This is a genomic window from Polaromonas sp. (assembly GCF_013817205.1).
GTDB lineage: Bacteria > Pseudomonadota > Gammaproteobacteria > Burkholderiales > Burkholderiaceae_C > Polaromonas.
The window spans coordinates 1-17,541 of the sequence record NZ_JACDDD010000050.1 but is presented as its reverse complement, the minus strand read 5'-3'; the positions used below and the strand labels follow the sequence as shown (position 1 = coordinate 17,541).

Here is a 17,541-nt window from a genome sequence, read left to right as displayed (position 1 = left end):
GCTTGAAGCCGTAGCCGCAAGCCCCTCAGCGCAAATTTGCCCGGCAGACGGTCAGTTCTGCGCCATCAACTCGTCGAAGGCCACGGCCTTTTCAACCACTTTGGCCTTGCTCATCACGAAGTCTGTGACGTTGTTTTCAATCACGATGGATTCGACTTCGGCCATGCGCTTTTCGTCTCCAAAATACCAGCGCACCACGTCTTCAGGCTTCTCGTAGCTGGAAGCCAGCTCCTGCACGTGCGCCTTGACCTGCTCGGGGGTAGGGAATAAGTTGTTGGTACGGGTCAGTTCTGCGACCACCAGGCCCAAGCGCACGCGCTTTTCGGCCTGCGGGCGGAAGATGTCGTCGGGAATCGGCGCCTTGTCAGCGTCCTTGATGCCGCGCTGCTTGAGGTCGGCGCGCGCGCCTTCCACCATGCGCTCCAGTTCGGCCTGCACAATTGCCTGCGGTACGTCGAGTTCGGCATTCGCCACAAGCGCGTCCATCACGGCATTCTTATTGCGGGCCAGCAGGCGGAACTTGACTTCACGCTCCAGGTTCTTCTTGATGTCGGCGCGCAGTCCTTCCACTGTGGCGTCAGCGATGCCGAGGGACTTGGCCAGCGCTTCGTTGACTTCGGGCAGGTGGGCTGCTTCGATTTTCTTGACGGTCACCAGAAAGTCGGCCTGCTTGCCGGCCACGTCCTTGCCGTGGTAGTCGGCCGGGAAGTTCAGCGGAAAGGTCTTGCTCTCACCGCTTTTCATGCCACGCACGGCGTCCTCAAACTCCTTGAGCATCTGGCCTTCACCGACCAGGAACTGGAAAGCCTCGGCCTTGCCGCCGGCAAAGGTTTCGCCGTCGATCTTGCCTTCGAAGTCGATGGTGGCACGGTCGCCGTCCTGGGCTGCGGCGTCCATGGCGCGCTGCGCAAAAGTGCGGCGCTGCTTGCGCAGGATGTCCAGGGTCTTGTCGACGGCTTCGTCGCTGACTTCGGAGGTCAGCTTTTCGACTTCGGCATGGGCCAGGTCGCCGATCTTGACTTCGGGGTAAACCTCAAAGATAGCATCAAAAGCCAGCTCGCCCTCTGGGGCGCCGTCCTTTTCGCTGATGCGCGGCTGGCCGGCCACACGCAGCTTGGCTTCGTTGGCAGCCTGGGAGAAAGCCTCGCCGACCTTGTCATTCATGACTTCGTAATGCACCGAATAGCCATAACGCTGGGCCACCACATTCATCGGGACCTTGCCTGGACGGAAACCGTCCATCTTGACCGTACGAGCCAGCCGTTTCAGGCGGGAATCGACTTCGGACTGGATGGTGTTGACCGGCAGGGTCAGGGTCATCTTGCGTTCCAGCTTTTCAAGGGTTTCAACAGTCACGGCCATGATCTACTCCTAATATCGAGTGTGTAAAAGACGCAGGCCTGCGGCGGCATGACCCCGCGGCAAACGTCCTGAAAAATCTCACTGGTGGTGCGCGGGGGGGGACTCGAACCCCCACATCCTTGCGGACGTCAGGACCTAAACCTGGTGCGTCTACCAATTTCGCCACCCGCGCGCCGGAAACAAAAACGGGAATCCTCAGCTTCAGCCTGTGGACCCCCGCCTGAAATCGGTCAACTTTCTATTTTAGCCTGTATCGGCCTCCGCTTTAGAGCGCCGGCAAAAGGTTCCCAGGGGCTATTGGTTTTGCAGCAACTTTCCCAGTTTGTTTGCCGCGAGGCGCAGCGCCGTCGTGTCATACCCCGCATAACCAAACAACCACCCCCGCCGCCTGGAACTGATGGTGTAGCGCGACAGCGGCGCCAGCAAAATGCCTGCTTCCTGGGCTCGGGCGGACAAGGTTTGGTCGTCCTGACCCGCCGGCAATTCGTGCAGCAGGTGCATGCCTTGCTCGCTGGGTTTCAACACCAGTTGGCCTTTGCTGACGCCGGCAAGTGCGTCTATCAAGGCCTGCTGGCGTTGCGGATACAACTCGCGCATCTGGCGCAGGTGGCGCAAGAGGTGGCCTTCTGTGATGAAACGGGCCAGCACCTCCTGGGCGTCGCCTGGAGAGTGGCGGTCGATCAGGGCGCGGGCCATTGCAAAGGCGCCCGCCAGCGCATGCGGCAGCACGATAAACCCCAGGCGCAAACCGGGGTGCAGCGTTTTGGAGAAGGTGCCCACATACAGCACCCGCTGCGCATGCGGCAGGCTGCACAGCGCGGGCAGGCGGTGTTTGCCGTACTGGAATTCGCCGTCGTAGTCGTCCTCCACAATCCAGGCGCGCTGGGCATTGGCCCAGTCCAGCAGCTCCAGCCGGCGCTGCAGGCTCATGCGCACCCCGGTCGGAAATTGAGACGTTGGCGTTACCACCGCCAGCCGGACGGCAGGCCATTGCGCTACCGCCTGGCTGACCACCAGTCCTTCGGCATCCACGGGCACCGGCCGCGCGGTCACGCCGTGGCCGACCAGACTGGCCCGAATGCCGGGGTAGCCGGGGTCTTCCACCCAGGCCTCGTCGCCCGGGTCCAGCAGCAAGCGCCCCACCAGGTCAATGGCCTGCTGCGAACCCGAGCACACCACCACCTGCGCCGCCTCACAGCGAATGCCGCGCGACACCCACAGCCATTGCGCAATGGCGTCGCGCAGCGCAGGCGCACCGGCTGGGTCCAGGTATTGCGCCTGGGCCATCCGCTGCGCCTTCGAGCCTTGGCGTGCCAAACGGTCCCACAGCGCAAAAGGAAAGGTGGCTATCTCGGGGGCGCCTATGCGAAACGGCAGGACCGCCTGCAAGGGCGGGTTCCAGCGCAGCACGGTGTCAGCAACCAACTGCCCGCGTTGCGACAGGCCGGCGGCGATGCTGGGACGCAAACCCTTGCGGACAGTCGCCACGGTTGCCAACGCACCCAGGTTGTCGGCCACAAAACTGCCGTCCCCTACGCGGGCCTGCACATAACCCTCGGACTGCAGGCGCTCCAGCGCCCACAACACGCTGTTGCGCGACACACCCAGCGTTTTGGCCTGCTCACGCGAGGCGGGCAGGCGCGTGCCGGGCTTGAAGGTGCCCTGTTCAATGGCGCTACGCAGCTCCAGGTACACCCGCTGGCGTACCGACTCGCTGCGGGGTCTGGGTTGCGCGGGCGCAATGGCTCTTTCAATCACCTTAAATTGGCCCCTCAACAGCACGAGAAGATTAATAAACTAAGGAACCACTTTACCAGTCCTTGTTGCTGCCCTCCCCCACACCAAAGACCCACCAAAAGGAGCAGCACCATGGCCCAGCACAGCACCACTTTGTTTTTGGGAACGCGACCATGCATCGTTTTACGGACCACCGCCACAGCCGCCGCCACACCTGCACTTTGACGAAGGCGCGGTCGTGCCGGGCTCATCATCGCCGCAGTTGGTGCCAAAGCCGTATTCCGATCCAGCGTGCATTGACCCCCGAAGAAGCCTTCGTCGCCTCGCTCTCAAGCTGCCACATGATGTGGTTTCTCGACCTGGCCGCGCGCGACGGCTGGGTGGCGGACAGCTACCGCGATGACGCGGTGGGCACCCTGGCGCGCAACGCCGAAAGCCAGCAAGCCATGACCCGTGTGCTGCTGCGCCCTGCGGTTCTGTTTGCGCCAGAGCGCAGCCCCACGCCTGACGAACTGCACGACCTCCACCACCGGGCCCACGCCTCCTGTTTCATCGCCAACTCGGTCAAAACCGAAGTGGTGTGCGAAGCCCGTATTGGATCTCCAACCCACAGCTGAAGCCACGCGCACCATGACGTATTTGCCACCTCACTTTGCAGAGACCGACACCGCCACCTTGCACGCTCTCGTGCGCGCCCACCCCCTGGCCACCTGGATCGTGCAACACCAAGGAGAACTGCTGGTTAACCATATTCCCATGCTGCTGGATCCCGACCGCGGAGAACACGGCACGCTGGTGGGGCACGTAGCGCGCGCCAACCCGGTGTGGCAGGCCCTGGCCGCAGGCGCCACGTCGGTAGCAGTGTTCGCCGGTCCGCAAGCCTATGTGTCACCCAACTGGTACCCCAGTAAACATGCGCACGGCAAGGCGGTGCCCACGTGGAACTACGCCACCGTGCATGCCCACGGCGTTCCCCATGCCTTTGACGAGGCAGAGCGTGTGCTGGAGGTGGTGACGCGCCTCACCCGGATGCATGAGGCGAGCCAGGCCCTGCCGTGGCAGGTCTCAGATGCGCCGGCCGACTACATCAAGCAGATGCTCAAAGCCATCGTTGGCGTCGAAATGCCGGTGCAACGCTGGATCGGCAAATGGAAAGTCAGCCAGAACCGCCCCGCTTCGGACCAGCACGGCATTGCGGCGGGCTTAAGCGGTCAAGGCACACCGGCTGCCGCCGAGATGGCTGCGCTGGTGCAACAAAAAATCAAACCCTGAAGGACCATCCCCCATGCAAACTACCACCCACATCGCACCCATCACCATTAACCCCTTGCAAGCCAGCGACTACGCGGCCTGGCAACGCCTGGGCCAGGGCTACAACACGTTTTATGAAAGGGAGTTGCCGCAAGCGACCTACGACCGCACCTGGCAACGCCTGCTGAACGGAGACGGTATCCATGGTTTCGCGGCACGGGTAGACGGGCAACTGGTCGGCATCACGCACTACCTGTTCCAGGCCAGCATCTGGTCGGCCGATGTTTGCTATCTGCAGGACTTGTTTGTGGACGAGGCAGCGCGTGGCCACGGCGTGGCGCAAGCCCTGATTAAGCAGGTGGCCGAGGTAGCCAAAGCGCGTGGCGCGCCCAAGCTGTATTGGCTGACCCACACCACCAACGCCCGCGCGCGACGCCTCTATGACCGGGTTGCCAAACACCACGGCTTCATCCGTTATGACTACGCGCTGAGCTGAAGCACCCCTGGCGCTGCCGGAGCATTCAACAATCCGGGTGTGTCGCGTTTAACCCGAAACCACGCAGCGTACATCGCCGGCAAGGCCAGCAAGGTCAGCACCGTAGCCACAATCAGGCCGCCCATGATGGCAACCGCCATCGGCCCCCAGAACACGCTGCGCGACAGCGGAATCATCGCCAGCACGGCAGCAGCGGCGGTCAACACAATAGGCCGTAAACGACGAACAGCGGACTCGACAATCGCGTCCCAGGCCGGAATGCCGGCCGCGCGGTCCTGCTCGATCTGGTCAATCAGGATCACCGAGTTGCGCTGGATCATGCCCATCAGCGCAATCACACCAAGCAGAGCCACAAAACCAAAAGGTCGGCCCAGCAGCAGCAGCGCGCCAGCGACGCCGGCGATGCCCAGCGGCCCTGTCAAGAACACCAGCATCGCGCGGCTGAAGCTGTGCAGCTGCAGCATCAGCAGCGTTAAGGTCAGGAACAACATGATGGGAACACCGGCCACGATGGAGCTCGATCCCTTGCTGCTTTCTTCCACAGCACCGGCCACCTCGATCCGGTAGCCGTTCATGCCATTTTTCTGCCATTTGGCCTCGATGGCTTTCAGGGCCGGAAGCAGTTCATTGGTCACCGTCGCGCCCTGCAGGCCTTCAACGATATCGCTTTGCACCGTGATGGCGTAGTCGCGGTTTTCGCGCCACATCACGCCCGGCTCCCAGGTGAACACCGGCTTGGCAATCTGCGTCAGCGGAATCGACTTGCCCGACGCAGTCGGCAGGTAGGCATTGGCGATGTCGGTGATGGCATTGCGTTCGTCCAGCGGCTGGCGCAGCACGATGTCGATCAGTTTGTCGCCCTCGCGGAACTGGCCCACGGTGCTGCCGCTCAGTATGGTTCTGGACGCCTGCGCAATCGACTGGCTGGTCACGCCCAGGGCGCGCGCCTTGGACTGGTCCACTTCCAGGCGCAGCACCTTGACCGATTCGTTCCAGTTGTCGTTGACGCCGCGGGTGTTGGCGCTTTCGCGCATCGCCGCCTTGACCTCGTCAGCGCGGTCCCGCAGCACCAGCGGGTCGGTGCCGACGACGCGGAACTGCACCGGGTAAGGCACGGGTGGGCCGTTGGGCAGCAGCTTGATGCGGCCACGCACCTCCGGAAATTCCTGGGCCAGCAGCGCCGGCAGCTTGATGCGCAGCGATTCGCGTACCTTCAGGTCTTTGGGTAACACGATGAATTGCGACACATTGGTCTGCGGGAAAACCTGGTCCAGCGGCAGGTAAAAACGCGGCACGCCCGAGCCAACCCAGGTGCTGACCGAGCTGACGCCCTCTTCCTGCAGCAGCCGCGCCTCGACACGTTTGGCGGTCAACTCATTGGCAGCAAACGAGGTGCCTTCCGGGAACCAGATGTCCACCATGATTTCGGGTCGGCTCGAATCCGGAAAGAACTGCTGCTGGACCTTGCCCATGCCCACAATGCCAAGTGCAAAAACCAGCACGGTCGCGCCAATCGTGATCCAGCGGTGTTCGACACACCAGTTCACCGCGCGGCGAAACGTCTTGTAGAACGGTGAATCGAAGTGCTCCTGGTGACCCGTCTCGGCCCCCTCGGGCAGCGGTTTGGCCTTGAGCAGCAGGGTGCCCAGGTAAGGCACGAAGTAGACAGAGACAATCCAGCTCAACACCAGCGCAATCACCGTGACCGCAAAAATCGCGAAGGTATATTCACCCACGGTCGACTTCGCCATGCCGATGGGCAAAAAGCCCACCGCAGTGATCAGCGTGCCGGTCAGCATGGGCATGGCGGTGATTTCATAGGCAAAGGTTGCGGCACGCACCTTGTCGTAGCCCTCTTCCATCTTGCGCACCATCATCTCGACCGCAATGATGGCGTCGTCCACCAGCAGGCCCAGCGCGATGATCAGCGAGCCCAGCGAAATCTTGTGCAGGCCAATGCCGAAGTAGCTCATGGCCAGAAAAGTCACCGCCAGCACCAGCGGAATCGTGATGCCCACCACCAGCCCCGGCCGCATGTCGATGTAATAACGCTTCCAGAGCGGGTGCTGGCCCGGGCGCCGGTGAAAACCCAGCGCGATGAAACTCACAGCCAACACAATCACGACCGCCTCAATCAGCACCTTGACGAATTCATTGACCGAGGTGGCCACCGCCGTCGGCTGGTCCTGGATCTGCACCAGCTCGATTCCTGCTGGCAAGCGCGAGCCAATACGCGCGGTGGTGGCTTTCAGCGCCTTGCCCAGCGCAATGATGTCGCCGCCCTTGGCCATGGACACGCCCAGTGCAATCACTTCGCGGCCCTGATGCCGCACCTTGACGGCAGGCGGGTCCACATAGGCGCGTTTGATTTCGGCGATGTCACCCAGTCGCAGCTGGTTGCCCGAACTGCCGCGTATCGGCATGGCACGCAATTGCTCGATGGCCTCAAACTGGCCGGCCACACGCACCTGCACCACGTCCAGCGGGGTCTGCACCGCGCCGGCAGACTCCACCGCGTTCTGCTGGCCCAGCTGACTCAACACCTGGTTGAAATCAAGGCCCAGTTGAGCCAGGCGCTTTTGCGAAATCTCGATGAAGAGCTTTTCGTCCTGCGCGCCAAACTGTTCGACCTTGGCCACATCGGGTACACGCAGCAGTTGCTGGCGCGCATCGTCGGCAAAGGTCTTGAGCTCGGCATAACTGAAGCCGTCGGCCTGCAGTGCGTAGATCACACCATACACATCGCCGAAGTCGTCGTTGAAGAACGGCCCGACCACCCCGCCGGGCAGGCTGCCGCGCATGTCGCCCACCTTCTTGCGCACCGCGTACCAGACGCCGGCGACATCAGCCGCTTTCGACGAGTCCTTGATCTGGAAGATGATCTGCGACTCACCGGGTTTGGAATAGCTGCGGATCTTGTCGGCAAACGGCACTTCCTGCAGCGTGCGCTCGAGCTTGTCAGTCACCTGCTCGGCCACCTGCTGCGCCGTGGCGCCCGGCCAATAAGTGCGCACCACCATGGCGCGGAAGGTAAACGGCGGGTCCTCGTCCTGACCCAGCTGGAAGTAGGCGGCGAAGCCGAGCAGCATCAGCACCACCATCAGGTAGCGTGTCAGCGCCGGGTGATCCAGCGCCCATTTGGACAGGTTGAAACTGTCTCGGGGTCGTACTTGCGTCATGCCGCCCTCACTTCGCGGGCGCTGCGGTGGGTGTGGCGGCAGCCGCAGACGCTATCGGATTGATAGCTGTCTGCGCAGGCGGGACGGGGGCCAGTGCCACTTTTGGTTCATAAATTGAGACCTTCTGGCCGGGCGCAAGCACATGCACACCCGCGCTGACCACCAGCATGCCCGGCTGCAAGCCAGAGGCCACCACCGCCTCGTTGCCGTCAGCGGTGGCAATCTGTATGGTTTGCGACTTGACCGTCATGCTGGTCTTGTCGAGCACCCAGACCGCGCTGTTTTTGCCTTCCTGGCGCAGCGCACTGGTCGGCAGCTTGATGACCTGCGCACCGGCCGCGCCAAGGCCTTGCGGCTGTACGTACACCGTGGCGCCCAGCGCCGGCGGCTCTCTGGTGTCCAGCGCCACCTTGACCGGATAGGTCCGCGTGGCCGGGTCGGCGCTGGCCGAAACCTCGCGCACCCGGCCGGTGAGTTCGCCGGCCTGGGACCAGACGCGCACCTTGACCGGCGTGCCGACCCTGATCGCGGCCACCTTGTCTTCGGGCACCGAGAACACCACGTCGCGCGGGCCGTTGGCGGCAATGCGCAGCACCGGGGTGCCCGCAGAAACCACCTGACCGGCTTCAGCCTCGACCGCAGTCACCACACCCGACACGTCAGCCACCAGCGCTGCGTAATTGGCCTGGTTGCCCTGCACGGCCAGTTGCGACTGCGCCTGCACAAGCTGGGCTTGGGCGGCTTTGAGCGTTGTTTCGCGGCGCTCAAGTTCGGCGCCACTGATGAAGTTCTGGTCTTTCAGTTCCTTGTAACGCCTGAAGTCGGCCGCAGCCAGGTCGCGCTGCGTTGACGCCGCAGCCACCTGGGCCCGCGCCGCATCGGCCGCCAATTTATAGTCCTGCGGGTCCAGCTGGGCCAACACCTGGCCGGCCTTGACCTGCTGACCAAGTTCGGCCTGGCGCTTGATGATTTTTCCGCCGACCCGAAAGCTCAGCCGGGATTCGACCTGCGCCTTCACCTCGCCGGCAAACTCGTGGCTGGCGGTGAAGGAATCCGTGCCCACGGTGAGCACCTTGACCGCACGCACCGGCTCCTCGGGCGGGGCAGGTTTGGAACAGGCGCCCAGTACCAGGGCGCTGCTGAGGAGGATGAGGGCGGTTTTGTGCATGATCTGACAGGGCAAAAATCGGTGGGAGAAGCTGTGAGGAAAGCAGCAGAGGCGCAGGGGACCGAACCACTACTGACTGACTGGTTAGTAATCTACGAGAAATGACCAGCGCTGTCAAGCGACAATCCGGCCATGAGCCCCGCCCCCCACACCGGCACGCCCCAGGCGCTGAAACCCGCCTCGCAGCACTACGAAAATTTTCCGGTGGCGTCCCTTTTGTGCCCGCCACGCCTGCGGCCGGCCATCACCGCCATTTACTGGTTTGCGCGCACGGCTGACGACATTGCCGACGAAGGTGACGCGCGCCCGGCCCAGCGCCTGCAGGACCTGGCCGTCATCCGCGAAGACCTGTTCGCAGCCGCTGAAGGTCAGCCCGGCTCAGGCCGCTGGCCGGAAGTGTTTGGCGCGCTGCAACCCGTCATCGCTCAATTCGACCTGCCCGTGGCCTTGCTGGCCGACCTGCTCAGTGCCTTCGAGCAGGACGTGGTCAAGCAGCGTTACGCCACCGAGGCCGAGCTGCTGGGCTATTGCCGGCGGTCCGCCAACCCGGTCGGGCGCCTGCTGCTGCACCTGTATGGCGTGCACGATGCTGATTCTCTGGCCCAGAGCGATCACATCTGCAGCGCCCTGCAGCTGATCAACTTCTGGCAAGACCTCAGTGTGGACATTCCGCGCGGCCGCATCTACATCCCGCGGGAGTTGTGGTCGGCGTATGGCGTGGACGAGGTGCAACTGATGGCCCGTGACGTGAACCCCGCCACTACCAAATTGATAGCTGCTTGCGCCCGTACAGCAAGGGCCAGCATGCTAAAAGGCGCTGAACTTCCGGCCGCCGTAGCGCACCGTCTCGGCGGTTTTGACGGCTGGCGCGCGGGCCTGGAGCTGCGCTGCGTGATCCAGGGCGGGCTGCGCATTCTCGACAAGATCGAGGCGATGGACCACCGCACGCTGGCGCAACGGCCCAAGCTGGGCGTTTGGGATGCGGTGGTGATCTTCAGCAAAGCCTTGTGGCGGTGATGCCGAAAGCATCCAAGAAGAGGCGCGCCGGCCTGCGACAATCCCGAGCATGAGCCCTGAGGAATACGTCCAGCAGAAAGCCGCCGCGTCCGGCAGCAGTTTTTATTACGCCTTCCTGTTTTTACCCAAAGAGCGTCGCGCCGCCATCACCGCCTTCTACGCCTTTTGCCGCGAGATCGACGATGTGGTTGACGAGGTGACCGACCCCGGCGTGGCCTATACCAAGCTGGCCTGGTGGCAAACCGAGGTGCTCAAGTCCTATGCCGGCGAGCCCACCCACCCGGTGATGAAAGCGCTGATGCCGCTGGCGGCCGCCTACCGCATCGAGGCGCGCCATCTGCAGGCCGTGATCGAGGGCTGCCAGATGGACCTGGCGCAAAACCGCTATCTCGACTTTCCGAATCTCAAGACCTACTGCCACCTGGTGGCCGGCATCGTCGGTGAGGTCGCCGCACGCATCTTCGGCCAGACCGAGGAAGCCACCACGGCTTACGCGCACAAGCTGGGTCTGGCCTTCCAGATGACCAACATCATCCGCGACGTCGGCGAAGACGCGCTGCGCGGCCGCATCTACCTGCCGGTCAATGAGCTGCAGCAGTTTGATGTGAAAGCGCATGAGATTTTGAAACGCCAGTACTCGGACCGTTTCACCGCGTTGATGAAGTTCCAGACCGACCGTGCGCTGGCGCTGTACGACGAAGCCCTGGCGCTGCTGCCCGAGGCGGACCGCCGCGCGCAGAAACCCGGCCTGATGATGGCCAGCATCTACCGCACCCTGCTGCGCGAAATCGCCGCCGACAACTACCAGGTGTTGCACCAGCGCGTGAGCCTGACGCCGTTGCGCAAGTTCTGGCTGGCGTGGAAGACGCAAGCTTTTGGAAAAGTGGTTTGAAAACCCTGGCCCCCACGCTTGTCGCTGCGCGTACTGCGCTGCCCCCCGAAGGGGCTATTTTTTCTAGGGGCGGCCCGTCGAAAAAATTCCCACCATGAAGGTGGCCGTCATCGGCGCCGGCTGGGCCGGGTGTGCGGCGGCTGTCGAAGCCACGCGCCTTGGCCAGCAGGTCACCCTGTTTGAAGCCAGCCGCGTCCCCGGTGGCCGGGCCCGGCGTGTTGATGGGCAGTGGCCCGATGGCACCCCGCTGCCGCTGGACAACGGCCAGCACATCCTGATCGGCGCCTACAGCGAGACATTGAAGCTGATGGGCGATCTGGGCCTGGAAACAACATCATTGCTGCACCGCATGCCGCTGACGCTGCAGTTTCCCGACGGCGCTGGGCTGGCCTTTCCCTCATTGCCCACACCACTGGACGCCTTCGCCGGCATCCTGCGCGCGCGCGGCTGGTCGTGGCGCGACAAGGCGTCCCTGTTGCTGGCCGCCTCGCGCTGGCAGCTCGCCGGCTTTCGTTGCGCGCCCGAGCTGTCGGTGGCGCAGTTGTGCAGCAAGTTAACGCCAGCGGTCATGGTCACATTGATTGAACCGTTGTGTGTCGCCGCCCTCAACACGCCGGCAGAGCGTGCCAGCGGCCAGGTGTTTTTGCGCGTGTTGCAGGATTCCTTATTCTCCCAGTCCGGCGGGTCCAACCTGCTGCTGCCGCGCACCGACCTCAGCGCGCTGCTGCCTGATGCGGCCCTGGTATGGTTGGGGCAGCGCGGCGCCGATGTGCGCCTGGGCACACGCGTGCTCGCGCTGTCACAGGAAGGCGGCGTTTGGCAAGTTGATGGTGAAACGTTTGATCGTGTGATCCTCGCCTGCCCGCCAGGCGAAGCGGCGCGGCTGGCTTCGGAGACCGGCCTGCCCTGCGACACCTGGACGGCGCAGGCACGAGCGCTGCAGTTCGAAGCCATCACCACGGTGTATGTCTCATCGCCCGGCACGCGGCTGGCTCAGCCCATGCTCGCCCTGCGAGCGAGCGGTCCGGAGGGCGAGGCACCGGCGCAGTTTGTGTTCGACCGCGGCCAGCTTGGCGGCCCGGACGGCCTGCTGGCTTTCGTCGTGAGCGCCAGCCAGGGCGACAGCGCGGCACTGACGCAGCGCGTGCGGATGCAGGCCCGCCAGCAACTCGGCTTGACGCAGGTAGCCGCCGTGCAGACCATTGTTGAAAAACGCGCGACCTTCGCCTGTCTGCCCGGGCTGTTGCGACCTGCAGCGCAGATTGCGCCAGGGCTGCTGGCCTGCGGCGATTATGTGGAAGGCCCCTACCCGGCGACGCTGGAGGGTGCGGTACGTTCGGGCCTGCAGGCGGCCCGGTTCGCTATCAAATAGATAGCTGCTTGCGCCCAACCGTCGGCGGTTGGGGGCCTATTTGGGTTGAAACTCGTCGAAAGATCAGGGCTTGGCCCGATTGCGCGCCATCACCCGCACCTGCAAGTGCGCGGGCCGCGCGGTGCAGCGTTGCACCCACTCGCTCACGCGCGGGCAGGCGGCCATCGCATCGGCACGCTGAACCCAGGCCAATACCGAGGCCACGCAGATGTCGGCCACAGTGAAGCGTTCACCGGCGATATAACTGCGGCCCTGAAGGTGTTGCTCCAGCACCTGCAACACCGGTGCCAGGCGCCGGTCGGCCTGCAGCGCCAGCTCGGGCTTGCGGCGTTCTTCGGCCATCGCCACGCGGTGCATCAAAAAACTCAGCGCGTCTTTTTCGCACTCGGTCACCGCCCAGAAGCTCCAGCGCAGGATCTCGGCGCGTTCGGCATGGTTCTGCGCCGCCAGCGAGGTACCGTCCGCCGCCTGAAAACGTTCTGCCAGGTACAGCGCGCAGGCCATGGACTCCCACACGATGATGCCGTCATCGTCGATCACCGGAATGTGGCCATTGGGATTGAGCGCCAGAAATTCCGGCGTGTGGGTGCCGCCGCCTTCGTAACCCTGGGCAATGTGTTCGTAGGCCAGACCTAATTCCTGCGCGACCCACAGCGGGCGCGACGTGCGCGAAGCGGCAATGCCGTAAATCCTCAGCGTCATGTCTGCAGCTCCCCGGCCTTGAACAGGTCGCACAACTCGGTAAGCGTGGTCACCGTTTCATGCGGCACGCCATCATGCACCCATAGATGATCAGAGCGGTTGACCCAAGCCGCCTGCATGCCAACATTGAGCGCGCCCAGCACGTCCAGCGTGGCATCGTCGCCCACATGCAGCACGTTGTGCACCGGCACATCCACGGCGCCTGCGGCGGCGTGAAAAATACGCGGATCCGGTTTGCCCACGCCGAATTGCTGCGCACTGATGGCAGCGCGGAAGTACCTTCCCAAGCCGACGCGCCCGACATCGGCATTGCCGTTGGACAGGGCCACCACAGGGTAACGCGTCGACAAAAATTCCAGCGCGAGCAGCGCATCGTCAAATAGCGTCACCTGGTGGCGTGCTTCAAAAAAGACCTCGAAGGCCTCCTCGGCCAGCAGTGGATTTTCCCTGGACCGGTACAGCGCTACCCGGATTGCCTCGCGCCGTATCGCGCTGAGGTTGTGTTTGAGTTCGGGCCGCGTGCGCATGATCTGTTCGCGGATGTCATGCCGGGCCGTCGGGTTGGCAAACAGGGCTGCAGTCATGGGCGCGTGGCGGCCCAGCCATTCATCAAGTGCGGCCTCGGCCCGTTCAATGACGGGCCACACAGGCCAAAGGGTATCGTCAAGGTCAAGGGTAATGGCTTTGATAATTGTCAGGTCAAGCATAGGTCTGGGAGAATAACCCATGACTTTTGCACCGGAACCTACCCTTACGCACGGCCAGCCGACAAAACCAGCATCGGCCACTGCGGTGTTGTATTGCAACCTGGGCACACCCGATGCCCCGACCGCAGCGGCGCTGCGCCCCTACCTGGCGCAATTCCTCAGCGACCACCGCGTGATCGAGATTCCCAAGGCCGTCTGGTGGTTCATCCTGCACGGCATCATCCTGCGCGTGCGGCCCAAAAAGTCGGCGGCCAAATACGCCAGCATCTGGACGGACCAGGGCTCTCCTCTGAAGGTATGGACAGCAGCGCAGGCGGCAGCACTGGCAGCCACGCTGGGCCAACGTGGCCACGGCGTCGCCGTGCGTTACGCCATGCGTTACGGCAACCCGTCCATCGCTTCACAGCTAGCCGCGCTCAAGGCCGAAGGCGTGACGCGCGTTCTGGTGTTGCCGGCCTATCCGCAGTACAGCGGTACCAGCACGGCCAGCGTGTTCGATGCGGTTTACAGCTGGGCGGCCAAGGTGCGGCGCATTCCCGAGCTGCGTTTTGTCAACAACTATCACGACCACCCGGGCTACATCGCCGCACTGGCAGCACGCGTGCGCGCCCACTGGGCGGCGAACGGCCGCGCCGACAAGCTGGTGATGAGCTTTCACGGCGTGCCCGAGCGCACGCTGCATCTGGGTGACCCCTACCACTGCGAATGCCACAAGACCGCGCGCCTGCTGGCCGAACAACTGGGCATCACGAAAGAACAGTACGTCGTCACCTTCCAGTCGCGCTTTGGCAAGGCCAAATGGCTGGAGCCCTATACCGAGCCCACTTTGGTGGCGCTGGCCCAGGCCGGCACCACCAGCGTCGATGTGATGTGCCCCGGCTTCACCGGCGACTGCCTGGAAACGCTGGAAGAAATCAGCATGGAAGCGCGTGAAGCTTTTCTGCATGCCGGTGGCAAAAACTTCAGCTACATCGCGTGCCTCAATGACAGCCCCGAATGGCAGGAAGCGCTCGCCGACATCGCCGCGCAGCACCTGGCAGGCTGGCCGACGGAGGCCGGGCCCGATGCACAGGCCCTGGCTGCGTCGCGTACGTCGGCGCTCGCGATGGGCGCCGCTCAATAAGGCCGGCAGGTTTTACCGTCGGCTGATCACCACGGCGCCACCAGCGCCGTCGGCATCGTTGTTGGTGCCACGCATGAGGTTGTTGCTGGCAATGGTGACGGTGTAGGCGTCGGCGCTGTAGTTGCCCGAACCCTGCAGGTAAACCGGGTTGCTGCCCTGGATGACGACGGTGTTGCCCCGCACGGTGACCTGGACGTCTTGCTGCACACGTTTCGCCTTGCCATCGTTGGTGGTGTAGGCCAACACCATCACGCCCCGGAACATGCCGTTGCCGAGCTTCTCGCTGACGCGCAGGGTGCCGTTATAGGGAAACCCTGCCGAACCGGCATAGTCGACCAGCCACTCGCCCTGCATAGGGAATTCGCCCCTGGCCGCTGGAGTTTCTCTGGGCGGAGTGTTGTCTCTGGACGGAACGCTGTCTCTGGCCGCAGGAACGTCCCTGGGCGCAACTTCCTGGGCAGCCGCCTTGGTGGCGTCACAACCCCACGCACGCACCTTGCAGCTCGACCCACCCTTGGACCGGCATTCCGCCTGTGCACGCTGCTGAACGATGGAGCTGGTGGCCCCCGTGGCCCATCCATAGGCGTTGGACCCTTTGGCTTGGTCAGCCGCATAGGCCCCGCACTCAGCGCGAAAGCGAAGCACCACGCTGCAGTCGGCACCGCACTCTCGCATCGCGCGCTGGTCGGCCTGGTCAGTGCTGGGGTGGTTGAAGGAGAACCCATATTTTTCGCCCTGCAGGGTGTCGATGGCGAGCGAGCCGGCCGCCATGGCGTGGCCGCCTGCAAAGGCCAGAAGAAGCACCAGCAAAAGCCTGGCTGCAAAAGCGTGAATTCTGGAAATCATGGTTGTTCCCGTTGAAAAATGATTTTGAGCACTGGTAAAAAAGCCGCGCGGTACCAGACGCACCCGCGCCCTGCCCGACCCTGCAATTATGGCGGCCATCACCGCGATCACCCAGCGACGGGTGCCCCATGAATATGGGGGATACCCACTTGCCAACACTTGGCTGACAATGGTGGGGAGTGCGCGGCAGACGCGTTCTGGCTCGGTTTCCCTTTCAACAATGCTGTCATCCCGGACATGATCCGGGATTCATGCCACATGAACCACCGCCGCGGGTCTGCGCAACATGGATTGTGGTTTCCCGGATCAGGTCCTTGACAGCTTCTGCCCGCAATGACATCGGATTGGAATAGGAATAGAAATGGTGTGGGGATGCCATCAACCCACGAACAACAAGATCAAACAAGGTGAGCAACCGTGCATGAACTGACACTCCACCCGGTCAACGCCGGCGTCTGGCGCGTGATGCACTCCCAGGCCGGGCATGTGGGCAACCCCAAGCTCGCCAGTGGCGTGTGGAAGTTCAAGGCCATCGGCTACGGCCTCAACGGCGAGCTCATTCCCGGCGGCGGCCCGCTGACCGACCGCCACAACACGCCGTTTGCGGCACCCGACGAAACACTGCTCAACGCCGGGCTGGGCACGTCATAAAAATCCTGTCCAATAGCGCCATGGAACCGACCAGCCACACCACCACCACCGATCAGCGCCTGACCGAGCTTGAGATCAAGGCGTCGTTCACCGAAGACCTGCTCGACAAACTCGACAACGTCATCGTGCGCCAGCAGCAGCAAATCGACGCCCTGATCCGCGAGATTGCCGATTTGAAGCAGCAGGCGCCGGTGGATGGGGGGGTCGGAGCAGCGCGCAGCTTGCGGGATGATCTGCCGCCGCATTTTTGAGAGTTGTGCCCTTCGTTTGGAAGATGTGCCGGTCCGGCGTCACGCCTAGAATCGTGCGGTGTTTGGCGCTTTTTTATCGACCTGATAGGACCACAGAACATGACCAATCACGAACCACCGTTGAACGAAAAAACCGCCGCCCAGCAGACGTTGCTCGCAGCAACGAAGCGCGTCGGTGAAGCCTTACCGGTATTTTCAACGTGGCTTCTTGGAGGACTGGGCGCCGCGTTCACACTCGTAATTGCAAACATCGAGAAGGTATCGAGGTTCATAGAGATCACGCACATTCGCTTTGGCCTGATCATTTTTCTTGTTAGCCTCGGATTCGCCGTACTTGCCACATATCTCTCAACCATAGTGAAAGCAGCCTTGGGTGCACAAGAAGATGGCGAGGCCATTGGCATGCGAATCTTGGCCTCGACTGGTAGCTTCGATGTCTCGCTGTTCATGTCTGAATATGAGCGCGGCCTCCTCCCGCCGATCCGCTGGATCGCTCGTTCCTCAATAAACAAAGCTAAGGCCGGGGACATAGTGGCTGGAGCACGCATGATCGCCAAGTTGTCGCAAGTTCAGGCACTTCTTGTTGCCAGTCAAAGCATCCTCGCTCTGGTGGCAGTTGGGGGGTTAGCGTTCGGCATCAAGATGCAATGAGCCGTCAGACGCCTAACCCGGATATTTCACCAGTAGTCCGATGAGCACATGATTTGGGGCGCGCAGCGGCCGATGCGTGTCGTTCGTCGAATTGTCTGGGTACTGGATGGGTTTTGGCCAATTTAGGGCGAACTGC

Annotated in this window: 16 protein-coding genes, 1 tRNA gene and 1 pseudogene; 10 read left to right on the top strand and 8 right to left on the bottom strand. The window is 62.9% G+C overall.

What is annotated here, in order from left to right; genetic code table 11:
• Window positions 1-51 precede the first annotated feature (51 nt).
• The 3 genes from tig to H0W47_RS12275 all read right to left on the bottom strand — a co-directional run bounded on the left by tig (window position 52) and on the right by H0W47_RS12275 (window position 3,120).
• On the bottom strand, window positions 52-1,362 hold the full coding sequence (gene tig / locus H0W47_RS12285) for a trigger factor (protein ID WP_296924719.1): 1,311 nt from the start codon (window positions 1,360-1,362) through the stop codon (window positions 52-54).
• A gap of 85 nt (window positions 1,363-1,447) precedes the next feature.
• Window positions 1,448-1,534: transfer RNA gene (locus H0W47_RS12280), tRNA-Leu, on the bottom strand.
• A gap of 122 nt (window positions 1,535-1,656) precedes the next feature.
• Window positions 1,657-3,120: a PLP-dependent aminotransferase family protein gene (locus H0W47_RS12275; RefSeq protein ID WP_296924717.1), complete on the bottom strand. Its 1,464-nt coding sequence runs from the start codon at window positions 3,118-3,120 to the stop codon at window positions 1,657-1,659.
• A 152-nt stretch (window positions 3,121-3,272) separates the two neighbouring features.
• Between H0W47_RS12275 and H0W47_RS12270 the strand changes: the two are divergent.
• The 3 genes and pseudogenes from H0W47_RS12270 (at window position 3,273) to H0W47_RS12260 (ending at window position 4,846) form a co-directional block, all read left to right on the top strand.
• A pseudogene (locus H0W47_RS12270) lies at window positions 3,273-3,716 on the top strand (OsmC family protein).
• 13 nt (window positions 3,717-3,729) lie between these two features.
• On the top strand, window positions 3,730-4,371 hold the full coding sequence (locus tag H0W47_RS12265) for an FMN-binding negative transcriptional regulator (RefSeq protein ID WP_296924715.1): 642 nt from the start codon (window positions 3,730-3,732) through the stop codon (window positions 4,369-4,371).
• A 13-nt stretch (window positions 4,372-4,384) separates the two neighbouring features.
• Window positions 4,385-4,846: a GNAT family N-acetyltransferase gene (locus H0W47_RS12260; RefSeq protein WP_296924713.1), complete on the top strand. Its 462-nt coding sequence runs from the start codon at window positions 4,385-4,387 to the stop codon at window positions 4,844-4,846.
• Here H0W47_RS12260 and H0W47_RS12255 read toward each other — a convergent pair.
• Window positions 4,831-8,025 (bottom strand): efflux RND transporter permease subunit, encoded by a 3,195-nt coding sequence (locus tag H0W47_RS12255; RefSeq protein ID WP_296924711.1) that lies wholly within the window; start codon window positions 8,023-8,025, stop codon window positions 4,831-4,833. The genes H0W47_RS12260 and H0W47_RS12255 overlap by 16 nt on opposite strands.
• A 7-nt stretch (window positions 8,026-8,032) precedes the next feature.
• The gene (locus tag H0W47_RS12250; protein ID WP_296924709.1) at window positions 8,033-9,193 is read right to left on the bottom strand and encodes an efflux RND transporter periplasmic adaptor subunit; all 1,161 of its coding nucleotides are present in this window, start codon (window positions 9,191-9,193) and stop codon (window positions 8,033-8,035) included.
• 132 nt (window positions 9,194-9,325) lie between these two features.
• Between H0W47_RS12250 and hpnC the strand changes: the two genes are divergently transcribed.
• The 3 genes from hpnC (at window position 9,326) to hpnE (ending at window position 12,474) form a co-directional block, all read left to right on the top strand.
• The gene (gene hpnC / locus H0W47_RS12245) at window positions 9,326-10,210 is read left to right on the top strand and encodes a squalene synthase HpnC (RefSeq protein ID WP_296924708.1); all 885 of its coding nucleotides are present in this window, start codon (window positions 9,326-9,328) and stop codon (window positions 10,208-10,210) included.
• 49 nt (window positions 10,211-10,259) lie between these two features.
• The gene (gene hpnD, locus H0W47_RS12240; protein ID WP_296924707.1) at window positions 10,260-11,102 is read left to right on the top strand and encodes a presqualene diphosphate synthase HpnD; all 843 of its coding nucleotides are present in this window, start codon (window positions 10,260-10,262) and stop codon (window positions 11,100-11,102) included.
• 94 nt (window positions 11,103-11,196) lie between these two features.
• Entirely contained in the window at window positions 11,197-12,474 is a 1,278-nt protein-coding gene (hpnE, locus tag H0W47_RS12235) for a hydroxysqualene dehydroxylase HpnE (RefSeq protein ID WP_296924705.1), read from the top strand.
• A 63-nt stretch (window positions 12,475-12,537) separates the two neighbouring features.
• Here the strand turns inward: hpnE and H0W47_RS12230 are convergent, their stop codons facing one another.
• Together H0W47_RS12230 and H0W47_RS12225 are read right to left on the bottom strand one after the other, a co-directional pair.
• A complete protein-coding gene (locus H0W47_RS12230; RefSeq protein WP_296924703.1) occupies window positions 12,538-13,176 on the bottom strand; it encodes a glutathione S-transferase family protein in 639 nt (212 codons plus the stop codon).
• Entirely contained in the window at window positions 13,173-13,883 is a 711-nt protein-coding gene (locus tag H0W47_RS12225) for an HAD family hydrolase (RefSeq protein ID WP_296924701.1), read from the bottom strand. The genes H0W47_RS12230 and H0W47_RS12225 overlap by 4 nt, the downstream gene beginning before the upstream one ends.
• Before the next feature lie 19 nt (window positions 13,884-13,902).
• Between H0W47_RS12225 and hemH the strand changes: the two genes are divergently transcribed.
• A complete protein-coding gene (gene hemH / locus H0W47_RS12220; RefSeq protein ID WP_296924698.1) occupies window positions 13,903-15,006 on the top strand; it encodes a ferrochelatase in 1,104 nt (367 codons plus the stop codon).
• A gap of 12 nt (window positions 15,007-15,018) precedes the next feature.
• Here the strand turns inward: hemH and H0W47_RS12215 are convergent, their stop codons facing one another.
• Complete coding sequence (locus H0W47_RS12215; protein WP_296924696.1) at window positions 15,019-15,852, bottom strand: DUF4189 domain-containing protein; 834 nt, start codon at window positions 15,850-15,852, stop codon at window positions 15,019-15,021.
• Between the two features lie 417 nt (window positions 15,853-16,269).
• On the opposite strand from H0W47_RS12215, the gene H0W47_RS12210 reads away from it, so the two are divergent.
• The 3 genes from H0W47_RS12210 (at window position 16,270) to H0W47_RS12200 (ending at window position 17,405) form a co-directional block, all read left to right on the top strand.
• A complete protein-coding gene (locus tag H0W47_RS12210; RefSeq protein ID WP_296924694.1) occupies window positions 16,270-16,503 on the top strand; it encodes a hypothetical protein in 234 nt (77 codons plus the stop codon).
• A 20-nt stretch (window positions 16,504-16,523) separates the two neighbouring features.
• On the top strand, window positions 16,524-16,754 hold the full coding sequence (locus H0W47_RS12205; RefSeq protein WP_296924692.1) for a SlyX family protein: 231 nt from the start codon (window positions 16,524-16,526) through the stop codon (window positions 16,752-16,754).
• A gap of 99 nt (window positions 16,755-16,853) precedes the next feature.
• The gene (locus tag H0W47_RS12200; RefSeq protein ID WP_296924690.1) at window positions 16,854-17,405 is read left to right on the top strand and encodes a hypothetical protein; all 552 of its coding nucleotides are present in this window, start codon (window positions 16,854-16,856) and stop codon (window positions 17,403-17,405) included.
• Window positions 17,406-17,541 lie beyond the last annotated feature (136 nt).

What these genes read in the sequence shown, in the direction of transcription:
- tig (WP_296924719.1), bottom strand. Translation starts at nt 1,362, where the DNA reads ATGGCCGTGACTGTTGAAACCCTTGAAAAGCTGGAACGCAAGATGACC.
- H0W47_RS12265 (WP_296924715.1), top strand. Translation starts at nt 3,730, where the DNA reads ATGACGTATTTGCCACCTCACTTTGCAGAGACCGACACCGCCACCTTG.
- H0W47_RS12260 (WP_296924713.1), top strand. Translation starts at nt 4,385, where the DNA reads ATGCAAACTACCACCCACATCGCACCCATCACCATTAACCCCTTGCAA.
- H0W47_RS12255 (WP_296924711.1), bottom strand. Translation starts at nt 8,025, where the DNA reads ATGACGCAAGTACGACCCCGAGACAGTTTCAACCTGTCCAAATGGGCG.
- H0W47_RS12250 (WP_296924709.1), bottom strand. Translation starts at nt 9,193, where the DNA reads ATGCACAAAACCGCCCTCATCCTCCTCAGCAGCGCCCTGGTACTGGGC.
- hpnC (WP_296924708.1), top strand. Translation starts at nt 9,326, where the DNA reads ATGAGCCCCGCCCCCCACACCGGCACGCCCCAGGCGCTGAAACCCGCC.
- hpnD (WP_296924707.1), top strand. Translation starts at nt 10,260, where the DNA reads ATGAGCCCTGAGGAATACGTCCAGCAGAAAGCCGCCGCGTCCGGCAGC.
- hpnE (WP_296924705.1), top strand. Translation starts at nt 11,197, where the DNA reads ATGAAGGTGGCCGTCATCGGCGCCGGCTGGGCCGGGTGTGCGGCGGCT.
- H0W47_RS12230 (WP_296924703.1), bottom strand. Translation starts at nt 13,176, where the DNA reads ATGACGCTGAGGATTTACGGCATTGCCGCTTCGCGCACGTCGCGCCCG.
- H0W47_RS12225 (WP_296924701.1), bottom strand. Translation starts at nt 13,883, where the DNA reads ATGCTTGACCTGACAATTATCAAAGCCATTACCCTTGACCTTGACGAT.
- hemH (WP_296924698.1), top strand. Translation starts at nt 13,903, where the DNA reads ATGACTTTTGCACCGGAACCTACCCTTACGCACGGCCAGCCGACAAAA.
- H0W47_RS12215 (WP_296924696.1), bottom strand. Translation starts at nt 15,852, where the DNA reads ATGATTTCCAGAATTCACGCTTTTGCAGCCAGGCTTTTGCTGGTGCTT.
- H0W47_RS12205 (WP_296924692.1), top strand. Translation starts at nt 16,524, where the DNA reads ATGGAACCGACCAGCCACACCACCACCACCGATCAGCGCCTGACCGAG.
- H0W47_RS12200 (WP_296924690.1), top strand. Translation starts at nt 16,854, where the DNA reads ATGACCAATCACGAACCACCGTTGAACGAAAAAACCGCCGCCCAGCAG.